The organism is Streptomyces sp. NPDC086147 (assembly GCF_040702165.1).
In the GTDB taxonomy this organism is placed as follows: domain Bacteria; phylum Actinomycetota; class Actinomycetes; order Streptomycetales; family Streptomycetaceae; genus Streptomyces.
The window spans coordinates 17,510-31,861 of record NZ_JBFBJO010000020.1 but is presented as its reverse complement, the minus strand read 5'-3'; the positions used below and the strand labels follow the sequence as shown (position 1 = coordinate 31,861).

Genomic DNA, 14,352 nt, shown 5'->3' with positions numbered 1-14,352 from the left:
CACGCATGTCGGCACTGGTCCACTCCGGTGAGGCGACACGCCGGGGCGGAAGGGGTCGGACGCGTCGTACACGCAGGTCAGAGACTTCCGGGTCGCTTATCTGACGATTACTCGGATGGGTCAGCCCGGCGTCACCCGCCGGGCGGTCGTCCCTCACCCGCACGGCGGCCCCGTTCTCCGCCCGCCCGGCGGTCCCGCGCCCTCCGTCGGCCGTGGGCCCGCCGTCCCGCGCCCCGGCACCCGCCCGGAGGCGTGCCCCCACCCGTTCGGACCGTCCGGCGCGACGGACCGGGGAAGCGCCCTTACCGTTCTGACGACGCCACGAAGGGAGAACCATGCCCCCGAAGGACTTCCGCGTCTCCGAGCGCAGGAGACTCCAACCCTGGGGTGTCCTGGCCCTCGCCATGCTGTCCGGGCTCGCGATGATGCGCAACGGCGTGGACGCCGCCTCCGGGCCGCCGCAGCCCGCCGCGGCGGCCCGGCCGGCGGCGCTCCCGACCGCCCCGGCGACCCCCTCCTCGGCCACCGGTCTGGAGCCGCTGCCCTTCGCCCCGGCCTCCCGGATCAAGATCCCGGCGATCCGGGTCGCGGCCCCGATCATGGACGTGGGCCTGGACGCGGACGGCTGGGTGGCGGCGCCCCCGCCCCAGGACGCCAACCTCGCCGGCTGGTACCAGAACGGCATCTCCCCCGGCCAGCGGGGGACCGCCGTCGTCGTCGGCCACGTCGACAACACCCAGGGCCCGGCGGTCTTCTACGGCCTCGGCTCCCTGGAGAAGGGCCAGCACGTCGAGGTCGAGCGGTACGACGGCCGGGTGGCGGTCTTCGAGATCTACGGCGTCGAGGTGTACGCGAAGGACGACTTCCCCGGCGTGCACGTCTACGCCGACACGGGCGCGCCGGAGCTGCGGGTCATCACCTGCGGCGGCGGGTACACGCGCGCGCGTGGCTACGACGGGAACGTCGTCGTCTACGCCCGGATGGTCGGCTCCCGCTGACCCGGCGTCACCGGAGGAGGGCCCGGCACCTGGGGTGCCGGGCCCTCCTCCTCGCGCGGGCGGTCAGCGCCGGGGAACGGTGATGTGGTACCCGGCGTCGAGGAGTTCGGGCAGGTAGCGGCGGAGCGCGGCCACGCTCTGGGAGCGGTCGCCGCCCGCGTCGTGGTTGAGGACGACGACGCCGGGGGCCGCTCCGTCGAGGACGCGGCGGACGATGGAGTCGGTGCCGGGCTCCTTCCAGTCGAGGGTGTCGACGGTCCAGGCGAGCGGCTCCATGCCGAGTTCGGCGCCGATCTCGAAGGAGTGCCGGTTCCAGGCCCCGTAGGGCGCGCGGTACCAGAGCGGGGCCGTGCCGAGGGCCCGCTCGACGACCTCGCTGGTGGAGCCCAGCTCGTCGCGGATGCGGGAGGGCCGCAGCTTGGGGATCAGCGGGTGGGACCAGGAGTGGTTGCCGACGACGTGCCCCTCCGCCGCCATCCGCCGCAGCAGGTCCTGGTTCTCGACGGCCATCTCGCCGCAGACGAAGAACATCGCGCGGCAGTCGTGGCGGCGCAGGACGTCGAGGATGCCGGGGGTGTAGCGGGGGTCGGGGCCGTCGTCGAAGGTCAGCACCATCGAGCGGCCGGCGCCGGCCACGCTGAGGAAGGGCCGCTGCCGCACGGGCGGCAGCGCGCGCCGGTACACCGGGGGCGCGTAGGCGGTCATCGGCCGGAGGCGGTACGCGTTCGGGTTCAGCCGGGCGGTCTCCGCCCCCGGTCCGGCGGCCGGGCCCGCGGCCCCCGGGGTGGTCCCGGCCCCCGGGGTGTGCCGGGGCGCGGCGCCGGTGGCCCGGTCGGGCGCGGTGAGCCGGTCCGCAGCGAAGACCCCGACGGTGGCGGTGGCGCCGAGCGCGGCGGCGAGGCGCAGCACCGTTCGGCGCCCGCCAGTCATCTGATCCTTTTTCATGACCAATGGTTCGTACGGATGAGGTCCCGCGCGGCCCACCGACACCGGCCGCCCGCCCGAAAACACCCGTTGGGCGGATGGCTCCGAAGGGTGGTCGAAGCCCCTGCTCCGCCCTACCTGCCCATCACGAGGCCGTCCCCGGCGGCGCCCCGGCCGAGGACCACCCGCCGGATCGTGTCGCGGATCGCGGCCAGGCGCGGGTCCCCGCCGGTGTCGGCGCCGAGGTTGACCACCCGGCCGCGCCCGGTGTCGAACCACTGGGGGACGAACTCGGCCCGGGTGACCTCCCAGCGCCCACCGGGGGTCCGGGGCGGGGCGAAGGTGAAGCGGCCGATGCTGCCCTGGTTGCCGCGCGGGTCGTGGACGCCCTGGTGGTTGATCATGTCGCCGGCGATCTGGTCGCCCATCCCGTAGACCACCCAGGTGCCGTTGACCTTCTCGTAGGCCTGCGGGACGTGGGCGTGGGTGCCGAGGATCAGGTCGACGTCCGGGCGGCCGCCGGTCCGCGAGGCGGTCAGCGTCCGGGCGAGGGAGAGCTGCCGCTCGTCCGGCTCGGTCTGCCACTCGGTGCCCCAGTGGACGCTGACCACGACCACGTCGGCACCGGCCGCGCGGGCCGCGCGCGCGTCGGTGATCACCCGCCGCTCGTCGAGCAGCGCGACCGCCCAGGGCTGTCCCTGGGGCAGCGGGTAGCCGTTGGTGTCGTAGGTGTAGGCGAGCTGGGCGACGGTGGCGCCGCCCGCCTTCATCAGGGTGGGCCGGGCCGCCTCCTCGGCGGTGCGGGCAGATCCGGCGTGGCGGATGCCGGCCGCGTCGAGGACGTCGAGGGTCCGGCCGAGGCCCGCGGCGCCGTCGTCGAGGGTGTGGTTGGAGGCGGTGGAGCAGGAGTCGTACCCGGTCGCCTTGAGTCCGGCGGCGACCTCGGGCGGGGACTTGAAGGCGGGATAGCCGGTGTAGGGCCCGCCCTTCTTCCCGTACACGGTCTCCATGTGGCAGATGGCGAGGTCGGCGCCGGAGACGACGGACTTCACCCCGGCGAGCATGGGGGGGAAGTCGTAGCCGCCGCCGGCGGCGGAGTCCTCGGCCGCCTTGCGGATGACGGAGTCGTGCGGGAGGACGTCCCCGGAGGCCACGAGGGTGAATCCGGCGGGTGCGGAGGCCGCGCCGGGGGCGGCGGAGGGGCCGGTGGGCCGTCCGGCGGCTCCCGGGGCGGTGGCCTTCGGGGTGGCGTCGCCGGCGGCCGGACCGCTCCCGCCGCCTGCGCCGATTCCGCCGGTGCAGCCGGTCGCCGCCGCGAGCAGGACGGCGGCGAGCGCCGCCACCCCCGCGGGCCTGGTGCGTGAGGTCATGTGCGGCACTCCACCCGGGTCGTATGACAAGCATCTGTTCCGATGAACAGATATCGCGCAGAAGCCGCAGTCAAGGGTCGAGGCCGTACACGGACACGAACCCCACCGAAACGGACGCGGCGACTCCGTACGACCGTTCGCCGTACCATTCGCCGCTCGGTGCGACCGTTCGTCGCAGACCGCTGTCCGTTCCCTGTCCCCCGCCGTCCGGATGCGTTCGTATACGGGCCGACGACGAGCCGCGGGAGAGGTGGGCAGCATGACGACGGCGACGACCGACGAACGGACCCTGGAGGAGTTGCAGCGGGACCACGGCCCCGCGCTGCTCTCCTTCCTGCTCGGCCTCACCTACGGGGACCGGCAGCGGGCCGAGGACCTCGTGCAGGAGACCCTCGTACGGGCCTGGCAGCACCCGGAGGCCTTCGACGGCCCCTACGCCTCCATGCGCCCCTGGCTCTTCACCGTGGCCCGCCGCCTCGCCATCGACGCGCGCCGCTCGCGCCTCGCCCGGCCCGCCGAGGTCGGCGACGGCGTCCTGGCCGTGACGCCCGACCCCGCCGACGCCACCGCGTCCGCCGACGCCGCGCTCGACGTGCGGGCGGCCGTCCGGGAGCTGAGCCCCGAGCACCGGGCGGTGCTCGTCCGGCTCTACTTCCACGGCCTCACCGTCAACGAGGCCGCCGTGGAGCTCGGCATCCCCGCCGGAACCGTCAAGTCCCGCTCCCACTACGCCCTGCGGCAGCTCGGCCGGTCGCTGCCCGGCTACCGGCCGCGCCGGAGCCTCGCGTCGGCGTCGGGACGCTGATCCGGGCCCCGGTCCGCCCCCGGCGCCCCTCGCGTCACCTCCGGCGACCGGAATCCCACCCGTACCGATCCGGCCGGAGAACGTATCCGAAACCACTCGGGCGAGTTGAGCAAAGCGGGACCCGCGGGCGCCCCGTACGGAGGAGGCTCTCCCCGGGCCCCGTTGTCAGGGCCCCTCACACGGCCCCTCACGCGCGGTCATGTCCGGGAGAAGGTGGGAGCGTTGCTGCCCGAGAGCACGAACGGCGCCGGCGGCACGAGCGGCGGCGGTCTCGCCGTCCCGATGTCCTGGCTGTGCGCCGAGTACCTGGCCGACGAGGTGCTGCGGGCCGCCGCGCTCGTGGCGCCCGGCTCGCTGGAGTACCGGGCCGGCCTCCAGGCCCTGGCCCTCACCGTCCACCTCACGGAGGACCCGGACCGGCCGCCCGCCGGCCGGATCGACGAGTGGCTGCGGCACACGGCGTACGACCGCCCCTGGCCGCCCTGGGTCGAGGAGCGGCTCGCCGGGCGGCGGGCGGGCGGCGGCGAGGGGCCCGACCTGGCGCTCGCGGAGACCGCGTGGCGGCGGCTGCGGGACACCTGGATCCGGGCCGACGACCTCGACGGCCGGACGGACGCCGATCCGGGCCGTCCGGCAGACGGGGCCGAGCAGGTCTGGCTGCCCGCCTGGAAGCTGGGCCTGCCGCTCGCGCACCTCTCGCTCCACCTGCGCTGACCGGGACGCCCGGCCGGATCTCACGGGGCCGAGGGGTGCACCCCGGGGCGGTACTTGGGGACCCGTACCGTCACCTTCATCCCGGCGCCGACGCCCGTCTCGATGACGAGGCCGTACTCCGTCCCGTACACCTGGCGCAGCCGCTCGTCCACGTTGGAGAGGCCGATGCCGGAGCCCGCCGGGTGCTCCCCGCGCAGGACGGCGCGCAGCAGCTCCGGATCCATGCCGATGCCGTCGTCCTCGACGGTCACCACGGCCTCGGCGCCCTCGTCCCGGGCGGCGATGACGACCCGGCAGCCCTTCTCGCGGTCCTGGAGGCCGTGCTTGACCGCGTTCTCCACCAGCGGCTGGAGGCAGAGGAACGGCAGGGTCACCGGCAGCACCTCGGGCGCTATCCGGAGGGTCACCTTCAGCCGGTCGCCGAAGCGCGCCCCGGCGAGCGCGAGGTACTGCTCGACGGAGCGCAGTTCGTCGGCGAGCTGGGCGAACTCGCCGTGCCTGCGGAAGGAGTAGCGGGTGAAGTCCGCGAACTCCAGCAGGAGTTCCCTGGCCCGCTCGGGGTCGGTGCGGACGAACGAGGCGATGGCGGCGAGGGAGTTGAAGATGAAGTGCGGGGAGATCTGGGCGCGCAGGGCCTTGATCTCGGCCTCCACCATCCGGGTGCGCGAGCGGTCGAGCTCGGCCAGTTCGAGCTGGACGGAGACCCAGCGGGCCACCTCGGTCGCGGCCCGCACCAGGACGGCCGACTCCCGCGAGCCGTAGGCGACGAGCGCGCCGAGGACCCCGTCCTCGCCGGTCAGCGGGGCGATCACCGCCCAGCGCAGCGGGCAGGCCGGGTCGGCGCAGCCGGAGTCGGCGGAGCGGCTGCGGCCGGTCTCCAGGGTCTCGGCGGCCTGGGCGGGGACGTGCGCGCGGTGGTGGTCCTCGCCGGGTCCGTCCCAGGCGAGGACCGCGCCCCGGTCGGTGAGGCAGAGCGCCTCGGTGCCGAGCAGCGAGCGGAGCGTGCGGGCGGCCCGGCGGGCGGTCTCCTCGGTGAGCCCGGCGCGCAGCGGGGGCGCGGCGAGCGAGGCGGTGTGCAGGGTGTGGAAGGTGGCCCGCTCGACGGGCGTGCCGAGGTCGGCGTCCCGACCCTCGCGCCGGGCCGCGAACCGGCCCAGGACGAAGCCCGCGGCGAGCAGTACGGCCCCGACGGCGACCGCGGCGGCCAGGGCGATGCCGCTCATCGGCGCGCTCCGGGGCGGGAGTCGGGGCGGGCCCCTGGAAGGGAGTCCGGGCGGGTCTCCTGGGCGGGTACGGCTGCGGCGATCTCCTCCGGGAGGTGGAGGCGGGCGAGGAGCGCCGGGGTGCCGGGCGGGATCCGGCGGGGGGTGGCGAGGGAGACGAGGACCATGGTGAGGAAGCCGAGCGGGACCGACCAGACGGCGGGCCAGGCCATCAGGGTGTGCGGCCAGCCGCCGGGCGCGAGTCCGGCGCGGGTGGCCATGACGGCGGCGAGGGCCGAGCCGCCGCCGAGCAGAAGCCCGGCCATGGCGCCGGGCGGGGTGAGCCGCCGCCACCAGATGCCGAGGACGAGCAGCGGGCAGAAGGAGGAGGCGGAGACCGCGAAGGCGAGGCCGACGGCGTCGGCGACCGGCACCTTGGAGGCGACCACCCCGACGCCGAGCGGGACGGCGGTGGCGAGCAGGGTCGCGAGCCGGAAGTGCCGGACGCCCCGGGAGGGCAGCACGTCCTGGGTGAGGACCCCGGCGACGGACATGGTGAGTCCGGAGGCGGTGGAGAGGAAGGCGGCGAAGGCGCCGCCCGCGAGGAGCGCCCCGAGCAGGTCGCCGGGGAGCCCGCCGAGGATCCGGTCGGGCAGGACGAGGACGGCGGCGTCGGCGGAGCCGGTGAGGGCGAGTTCGGGGGCGTAGATCCGGCCGAGGAAGCCGTAGAGCGGCGGCAGGAGGTAGAAGGCGCCGACGAGCCCGAGGACGACGAGGGTGGTGCGGCGGGCGGCGCGGCCGTGCGGGCTGGTGTAGAAGCGGACGGCGACGTGCGGCAGGCCCATGGTGCCGAGGAAGGTCGCGAGGATCAGTCCGTACGTGGCGTAGAGCTGGTGCCCGTCGCGTCCGCCGGCCAGCGGCTGGGACCATCCGAGGGGGTCGGCGCCGCCGGCCACCCGCTCGGGGAGGTCCGCGCCCGGTGCGAAGGCGAGCGTGGTGCCGCCGAGGACGTGGTGGGTGCCGGGGCCGAGGGTGACGGTCCGTCCGGTGTACGGGACGGAGTCGACGCGGCCGGTGACGGTGACGGTCAGCGGGGCGTCGAGCCCGATCCGTACCGTGTCGGCGACCCGGACGACGGTGTGGCCGCGCAGCACGGCGGGGGCGTCGAAGCGGGCGCGGGGCGCCCCGTCCCCGTACCAGGCGGCGAGCAGGAAGAGGGCGGGGACGAGCAGGGCGGTCAGCTTCAGCCAGTACTGGAAGGCCTGGACGAAGGTGATGCTGCGCATGCCGCCCGCCGCGACGGTGCCGGTGACGACGAGGGCGACGAGCAGGCCGCCGACCCAGTCGGGGGCGCCGGTGAGGATCTCCAGGGTGAGCCCGGCGCCCTGGAGCTGCGGCAGCAGGTACAGCCAGCCGATGCCGACGACGAAGAGGCTGGCGAGCCGCCGGGCCCGCCGGGATTCGAGGCGGGCCTCGGCGAAGTCGGAGAGCGTGTACGCGCCGGAGCGGCGCAGCGGGGCGGCGACGAGGACGAGCAGGACGAGGTAGCCGGCGGTGTAGCCGACCGGGTACCAGAGCATGGCGGGGCCCTGGACGAGGACGAGTCCGGCGATGCCGAGGAAGGAGGCGGCGGAGAGGTACTCGCCGCTGATGGCGGCGGCGTTGAGGCCCGGCCGGACGGTGCGGGAGGCGACGTAGAAGTCGGAGGTGGTGCGGGAGATCCGCAGGCCGAGGGCGCCGATGAGGACGGTGGCGAGGACGACGGCGGTGACGGCGACGACCGCGTGGGTCTGGTTCACGCGGGCGTCCGCGCGGAGGGGCTCATCGTTCGACGAGGCCGGTGAAGTCGCGTTCGTTGCGCTCGGCGCGGCGGACGTACCAGTGGGCGATGACCCAGACGACCGGGTACACGCCGACGCCGAGGGCGAGCCAGACCAGGGCCTCGGGGGCGGGCAGCGCGAGGACGAGCGGGAGGGAGCCGACGAGCAGGGCGAGCGCGCCGAGGGCGGTGAGGGCGGCGCGGAGCTGGCTGCGCATCAGGGAGCGGACGTAGGTGTGTCCGAGGGTGGTCTGCTCGTCGATCTCGGAGCGGGCCGGCGGATGGGCGGGGCGCCGTCCGGCGGGGCGGGGGGCGCCCGCGACGCCGTGGGCGGAGGCGTGGGTGACGGTCTCGCGCCGGGGTCTGCGCGGCGGGTGGTGCTCGGACATCGGCGTCCGCTCCGGCATCTCTGGGCTTCGGGTGGTGCGGGCGGCGCGGCCCGGGACGCGTGGAGTCTACGCAGCGGGGTCGGACAGCGGTAGACCTGCGGCGACGGAGGTACGGGGCGGGAAGGTACGGGGGTACGGGGTCAGCCGCCGGCCCGGCGCATCAGCAGGTCCCGGAGCGGGCGGGCGTGGCGGCGGCTGACGGCGAGGTCGGTGTCGCCGACCCGGACCGAGGTGGCGCCGCCGTCGAGCCGCAGTTCGTCGATCCGGGCGAGGGCGACGAGGTGGCTGCGGTGGATGCGGACGAAGCCCCGGTCCGCCCAGCGCTCCTCCAGGGCGGAGAGCGGGATGCGGACGAGGTGGCTGCCCTGGTCGGTGTGGAGGCGGGCGTAGTCGCCGTGGGCCTCGACGTAGGCGATGTCGTCGACAGGGACGAACCGGGTGACGCCGCCGAGTTCCACGGGGATCTGCTCGGGCGCGGCGGCGGGGATGGGCGCCGCGGTGGCGTGGACCAGTTCGTGGACGCGGCGGACGGCCTCGGCGAGGCGCTCGCGGCGCACCGGCTTGAGGACGTAGTCGACGGCCTTCAGGTCGAAGGCCTGGAGGGCGAAGCCCTCGTGCGCGGTGACGAAGACGACGAGCGGGGGCCGGGCGAAGCCGGCGAGCAGCCGGGCGACGTCGAGGCCGGTGAGGCCGGGCATGTGGATGTCGAGGAAGACGACGTCGACGGCGTCCTCGCCGTCGGGCCCCGACTCCAGGGCGCGGCCGATCCTGCGCAGCGCCGCGGTCGCGTCGCCCGCGCCCTCGGCGGTGCGGACGCGCGGGTCGGCGCGCAGCAGGTAGAGCAGCTCCCCGAGGGCGGGCTCCTCGTCGTCGACGGCCAGTACGCGCAGCATGCGGCGGAGTCTAGGGGGTGTCTGGCACATGAGCGCGGGAGAAGGAGCGGCGGCCGGTGCGTGCGATCGCAAGGCGCCGGAGTGCCCTCGCGGCGGAGCCACGTGGGCGGTTCGGCAACGCGGCGAGGGCGCGCGCCGGCCGCCGTGACGCCGCGGGCATGTGGCAGACACCCCCTAGGGGGTGTCCCGCGAGGGGCGTCATGCCCTCGTCTCGTCCCCCGGCGGGTCCAGGAGGTCGAGTTCGGTGGTGAGGGCGGCGGCGAGGGCGTCGAGGTCGGGGACCGCCGCGCCGTCGGCGACGAGGCCGATGTGGACCCGGCCGTCGTAGGGGGACATGGCGACGGCGAGGGACTGGCCCCGGGCGAGCGGCGCCATGGGGAAGAGCGCGCGCAGCGGGGCTCCGCCGAGGGAGAGCGCGGAGCGGGGCAGCGGGACCTGGGTGACCAGGAGGTCGAAGAGGAGGCGGGCGGCGCCGGAGGCGAAGGGGGCGCCGAAGCGGTGGGCGAGCGGGGGGAGCCGGTCGGCGAGGAGGGCGACGGCCCCGGCGCCGCGGAAGGGGCCCGCCGCCTTGTTGCGGTCCATGGCGCACCGGACGGCGGCGAGCCGGGCGGCCGGGTCGGGTTCGGTGACGGGCAGGTCGAGGAGGTAGCCGGAGAGGCTGTTGCCGGGGCCGGGCGGGGCTCCGGGGCGGCGGCGCGAGACGGGGACGAGGGCCCGGGGGTCGGCGCCGGGCAGCGGCAGGCCCCGCTCGTCGAACCAGCGGCGCAGGGCTCCGGCGACGACGGCCAGGAGGACGTCGTTGGCGGTGCCGCCGGTGGCGCGGCGGACGCGGTGGACGCGGTCGAGGGGGAGGGTCGCGGTGGCGATCCGGCGGGTGCCGCTGGAGTGGGCGGCGAGGGCGGCGGTGGGGCGTCCGTCGAGGCGGCTGGCGCGGACGACGGAGGCGCCGACCTCGACGGCCCGGCCGAGGTCGCCGAGGCGGTCCCGGGCGATGCCGAGGAGGCGCCCGGGGTCGGGAAGCCCGGGGAACCCGGAGAACGGGGGGCGCGGGGGCACGGGGCGGGAGCGGCGCGCGGGGCGGTGTCCGGCGGCGATCTCGTCGAAGATCCCGGCGCCGATGGCGACGGCCCGCATGCCGTCGGCGAGGGCGTGGTGGAGCTTGACGAGGACGGCGAAGGAGCCGTCGGGGGCGCCGCTGAGCAGGTACATCTCCCAGGGCGGCAGGCCCCGCTCGACGGGGCGCTCCATGAGTTCGGCGGCGAGCCGGGTGGTCTCGGCGGCGAAGTCGGCGCCGGGGAGGGTGATCTCGCGGACGTGGCGGCGCACGTCGAAGTCGGGGTCGGCGCTCCAGGCGGCGCCGCCGACGGGGAGCAGGACGTCGCGGACGCGCATCCGGAGCCGGGGGACGGCGGCGGCGCGGCGGGCGAGCAGTTCCAGGACGTCGGCCGGTTCGCCGCCGGGGGGCGCGGGGACGGGGCCGAAGTGGGCGAGGGCACCGAGGTGCAGGGGGTGGGCGGTGGATTCCAGGTGCCAGAAGGCCAGGTCCAGCGGGGCCAGGAGCTCGGTGGTCACGGGTGTCCTCACGTCCTGCGCGGAGGGGTGGAAGACCGCAGTCAATCGCGCACCAACAGTTACGGTCAAGTACGGTCGGTTAACGCTCCGTAAAGACCCTTGGTCAACTGTCTCCACGGGAGCGCCCTCAACCCTCCGGGGGCAGGTCCTCCGCCGAGACGTTCTCCACGACGAACTCGCACCACACGCACTTGCCGCCGCCCCGCGACTCCACTCCCCACGCGTCGGAGAGCTGGTCGACCAGGAGCAGCCCCCGGCCGGACACGCCCGCCTCGCCGGCCTCGCGGCGCCGGGGCAGGGCGCTGGAGCGGTCCTCGACCTCCACCCGCAGCCGCCGCGTGGGCCCGGGCAGGACCCGCAGGGTCACGATCGCCCCGCCGTCGGTGTGCATCAGGGCGTTGGTCATCAGTTCGTCGGCGACCAGCTCGATCTCGTCCGCCCGCTCCCCCGCGCCCCAGGCCCGGACCGCGGCCCTGATCATGTGGCGGGCCGAGCTGAGCGCCTCCGGGTCGCTCTGGGCCACGTGCTGCTGGAACCGGCCGGCGCCGGGGGCCGCGTACGTGCCGTGGCGGCGCAGCAGCAGGATCGCGACGTCGTCCTCGCCGCCCCGCTCGGCGACCACGTCGCACAGGTGGTCGGCGAGCTCCTGGAGGTCGGCGGGGCCGCGCCGGACGAGCGAGGAGAGCCACTGGAGGCCCTCGTCGAGGTCGGCGCCCGGCTTCTCCACGAGGCCGTCGGTGTAGAGCAGCAGGGTCTGCCCGGGGTCGAGTTCGAGGGTGGTGACCGGGTAGTCGAGGCGGCCGAACTCCGCGGAGAGCCCGAGCGGCAGGCCGCCCTCCACCGGCAGCCTGCGGCAGCGGCCGTCGGACTCCCTGATCAGCGGGTCGACGTGGCCGGCGCGGACCAGCTGGACGACTCCGGTGCGCAGGTCGACCTCGGCGTACGTGCAGGTGGCGAAGCGTTCGGTGTCGAGCTCGTGCAGGAAGACGGAGGCCCGCGCCATCACGGTGGCCGGGGTGTGGCCCTCGGCGGCGTAGGCGCGCAGCACGATCCGCAGCTGCCCCATGACGGCCGCGGCGTGGGTGTCGTGGCCCTGCACGTCGCCGATGACGGCGCCGACCCGCCCGCCGGGCAGCGCGATGACGTCGTACCAGTCGCCGCCGATGTCCCGGCCGAGCCGGGCGGAGCGGTAGCGGACGGCCGTCTGGGCGCCGGGCACCTCCGGGATCCGGCGCGGCAGCATGGCCTGCTGGAGCCCTTCGGCGAGGTCGTGCTCCTGCTCGTACAGCATGGCCCGCTGGAGGCTCTGGGCGATGCTGCTGCCGAGGGCGACGAGCAGGGTCCGCTCGTCCTCGCTGAAGCCGCTCCGGTCGCTGTAGAGCAGTCCGAGCGCGCCGATCGGGCGGGCCTGGGCGATGAGCGGGAGGTAGGCGGCGGCGGTGACGCCGAGGCCGCTGATGTGCGGCCAGAGCACCGGGTAGGACTCGGAGAAGTCGCGCGGCGAGTCGATGAACCGGGGGCGCAGGGTGCGGATGACCTCGCTCATCGGGTACGGCTCGTCCACCCGGGTGAAGCGGGTGCCGGGCACGAAGGCGCCCTCGGGGCCCTCGGCGACCAGGTGGATGCGGCCCGCCTCCAGGAGGCCCATGACGAGGCTGGCGGCGCCGAAGTGTTCGAGGGCGTGGGAGTCGTTGAGGAGGTCGATGACGTCCTTCACGGTCCGGGCGTGGGCGAGGGCGGCGGTGGTGCCCTCGACGACGCCGGCGCGCTTGCGGCGCCCCTCGTCGAGGCCGAGCCGGGCGGCGGACTCGGTGAGTTCGTGGGTGGCGTCGCGCAGGACGCCGATGATGCGCACGGGCCGGCCGGTGTCGTCGCGCTGGACGATCCCCTGGGTGTGGGTCCACTGGTGGGCGCCGTCGCGGCGGCGGATGCGGAAGTACGCGCCGTACTGGTCGCTGCCGTCCTTGAGCGCCTGCGCCACCAGGGCGTCGAGGCGGCTGCCCTCGTCCGGGAGCACCCGCGGGTTCAGGGACACGGGGCGCCCGTCGTACTCCTCGCGGTCCATGTCGAAGACGGCGAGGGCGGCGTCGTCCATCTCCATCGTCCCGGCGAGCAGGTCCCAGTCGAAGCCGCCCATCCGGAAGGCGAAGCCGTACTCGGACAGGATCGGGGTCCCGTCCGGCGGCCCCTCCGGCGCACGGCGGACCGGGCCGCCCGCCTCCCCGCCCCCGTCGCCCGCGCTCATGGGGCCACGCTAGGCGCAGCCCCGGCCGCGCGCACCACGAAGATCCGCTCCATCCGTCGAATCCGTCCCTCCGGACTCACCCCTCGAAGGCCTCGTAGGTCTCGGGCTGGTCCGGCACCACCTCGGGCGGGAGCATCTCCTCGGGCGGCAGCTCCCCGTCCGGCGGGGCGGGCGGCTCCTCGAACGGGTCGGGGAGGGGTTCGGTGCTGGGGTCCGGTTCCGCGTACGGGTCGGGGATCTCAGGGGCGGGGTCCGTCGGGCCGTCGGGGACCGGCGGGTCCTGCGGGTCCTGCGGCGGGGGTACGTGCTCCGGCGAAGTGGAGCGGTCGGGCGAGCTGGGCGTGGCCGGGCCGGAGGCGTCCGGGTCGGGCGTGCCGGAGCCTTCCAGGAGGCACGCGTCCGGGTCGCAGGAGGGTTCCATGGCGGGCTTGCGGTCCTCCTCGCCGTCGCTGCCCGTCCGGCGCTCGATCCAGGTGCGGTCGGTGGCGTTCACGATGACCAGGCCGGTGACGACGGCTCCGGTCGGGCGGACGACGACCACGTGGTCGGGGTCGAAGGCGTCCCAGGGGACGCCCGCGTAGACGCCGCCCCGGTCCGGGCCGGGGGCGCGGAGCGGGTTGCCGCCGGCGCAGCGGACGCGCGGGGCGCCGTACTGGTCGACGAGGACGGCCGTACCGGTCTCCAGGACGGCCTGGTGGGCGGCGGCCCGGCCGCCGCGGTAGCCGTGGCCGGTGACGCGGGCGTCCACGCGCAGGGCGACCGGGGTGAGGCCGCGCAGCCAGTCGGCGACGCCGGCCTCGGGGACGCCGGCGGCATCGGCGAAGGCCCGCGCCTTCTTCGCGTCCCCGGTGAGGAGGGAGGCCTGCCGTTCGACGTCGCAGCTGCCGACGGCGCGGGTGCCGCCGTAGAGGCCGGGGGTGGAGCCGGTGACCTCGCGGGTCTGCCGTTCCCCGATGGCCGGGGGCGGGGCGGAGGGGCGGAGGGTGTTGCGGACGGTGGAGGCGGTGAAGGGGTCGGGTCCCGCGGCGGCGGCCGGCTGGAGGAGGACGTCCTGGGCGGGGGCGGCGACGGGCAGCCCCGCGCCCCCGGCGCCGGTCCCGCCGGAGGAGCAGCCGGCGAGCAGCAGGACCGAGACGAGCGCGGTCCCGGCGAGACGCGCGCCGTCGCGGGGAGCGGTCGCGGCGTCGCGGGCAGGGGTCGTGGTGTCGCGCGGAACGGTCGCGCCGCCGCGAGGAGCGGCCCCGCCGCCGCGGAAAACGGTCGCGCCGTCGCGGGGAGCGGTGGGGGTTCGCCGCGTCCGGCGAAGGGGTGAGCGCACCTGGGTTCTCCCGACTTTCTCTCCCCCGGGCCCGGGGCCCGGTTCCGGCCAGTCCCTCATGTCTGTCGCAGCGCGCGGGCACCCGCAAGCCGAGGGGGACCGA

Annotated in this window: 12 protein-coding genes; 3 read left to right on the top strand and 9 right to left on the bottom strand. The window is 76.0% G+C overall.

Annotated elements, in window-relative coordinates; translation table 11 throughout:
- The first annotated feature begins 335 nt into the window (after positions 1 to 335).
- Positions 336 to 998 (top strand): class F sortase, encoded by a 663-nt coding sequence (locus AB0398_RS28780; protein WP_366378558.1) that lies wholly within the window; start codon positions 336 to 338, stop codon positions 996 to 998.
- Positions 999 to 1,061: 63 nt separating this feature from the next.
- Here the strand turns inward: AB0398_RS28780 and AB0398_RS28775 are convergent, their stop codons facing one another.
- Positions 1,062 to 1,928: a polysaccharide deacetylase family protein gene (locus tag AB0398_RS28775; RefSeq protein WP_366378557.1), complete on the bottom strand. Its 867-nt coding sequence runs from the start codon at positions 1,926 to 1,928 to the stop codon at positions 1,062 to 1,064.
- Between the two features lie 128 nt (positions 1,929 to 2,056).
- Entirely contained in the window at positions 2,057 to 3,292 is a 1,236-nt protein-coding gene (locus AB0398_RS28770; protein WP_366378556.1) for a CapA family protein, read from the bottom strand.
- A gap of 259 nt (positions 3,293 to 3,551) precedes the next feature.
- On the opposite strand from AB0398_RS28770, the gene AB0398_RS28765 reads away from it, so the two are divergent.
- On the top strand, positions 3,552 to 4,097 hold the full coding sequence (locus AB0398_RS28765; protein ID WP_366378555.1) for a sigma-70 family RNA polymerase sigma factor: 546 nt from the start codon (positions 3,552 to 3,554) through the stop codon (positions 4,095 to 4,097).
- Between the two features lie 222 nt (positions 4,098 to 4,319).
- Positions 4,320 to 4,811: a hypothetical protein gene (locus AB0398_RS28760; protein ID WP_366378554.1), complete on the top strand. Its 492-nt coding sequence runs from the start codon at positions 4,320 to 4,322 to the stop codon at positions 4,809 to 4,811.
- Between the two features lie 20 nt (positions 4,812 to 4,831).
- Here the strand turns inward: AB0398_RS28760 and AB0398_RS28755 are convergent, their stop codons facing one another.
- The 7 genes from AB0398_RS28755 to AB0398_RS28725 all read right to left on the bottom strand — a co-directional run bounded on the left by AB0398_RS28755 (position 4,832) and on the right by AB0398_RS28725 (position 14,249).
- Positions 4,832 to 6,034, bottom strand: coding sequence for a histidine kinase (locus AB0398_RS28755; protein ID WP_366378553.1), 1,203 nt, complete (start codon positions 6,032 to 6,034; stop codon positions 4,832 to 4,834).
- Positions 6,031 to 7,812: a cation acetate symporter gene (locus tag AB0398_RS28750; RefSeq protein ID WP_366378552.1), complete on the bottom strand. Its 1,782-nt coding sequence runs from the start codon at positions 7,810 to 7,812 to the stop codon at positions 6,031 to 6,033. Before AB0398_RS28750 ends, AB0398_RS28755 begins: the two co-directional genes overlap by 4 nt.
- Positions 7,813 to 7,834: 22 nt before the next feature.
- Positions 7,835 to 8,221 (bottom strand): hypothetical protein, encoded by a 387-nt coding sequence (locus AB0398_RS28745; RefSeq protein ID WP_366378551.1) that lies wholly within the window; start codon positions 8,219 to 8,221, stop codon positions 7,835 to 7,837.
- Between the two features lie 140 nt (positions 8,222 to 8,361).
- Entirely contained in the window at positions 8,362 to 9,114 is a 753-nt protein-coding gene (locus AB0398_RS28740; RefSeq protein ID WP_366378550.1) for a LytTR family DNA-binding domain-containing protein, read from the bottom strand.
- A gap of 198 nt (positions 9,115 to 9,312) precedes the next feature.
- Positions 9,313 to 10,686, bottom strand: coding sequence for a wax ester/triacylglycerol synthase family O-acyltransferase (locus AB0398_RS28735; protein ID WP_366378549.1), 1,374 nt, complete (start codon positions 10,684 to 10,686; stop codon positions 9,313 to 9,315).
- Positions 10,687 to 10,813: 127 nt separating this feature from the next.
- Positions 10,814 to 12,823, bottom strand: a complete 2,010-nt coding sequence (locus tag AB0398_RS28730; RefSeq protein WP_366378624.1) for a SpoIIE family protein phosphatase — start codon at positions 12,821 to 12,823, stop codon at positions 10,814 to 10,816.
- 184 nt (positions 12,824 to 13,007) lie between these two features.
- The gene (locus AB0398_RS28725; protein ID WP_366378548.1) at positions 13,008 to 14,249 is read right to left on the bottom strand and encodes a DUF6777 domain-containing protein; all 1,242 of its coding nucleotides are present in this window, start codon (positions 14,247 to 14,249) and stop codon (positions 13,008 to 13,010) included.
- Between the last annotated feature and the right edge of the window lie 103 nt (positions 14,250 to 14,352).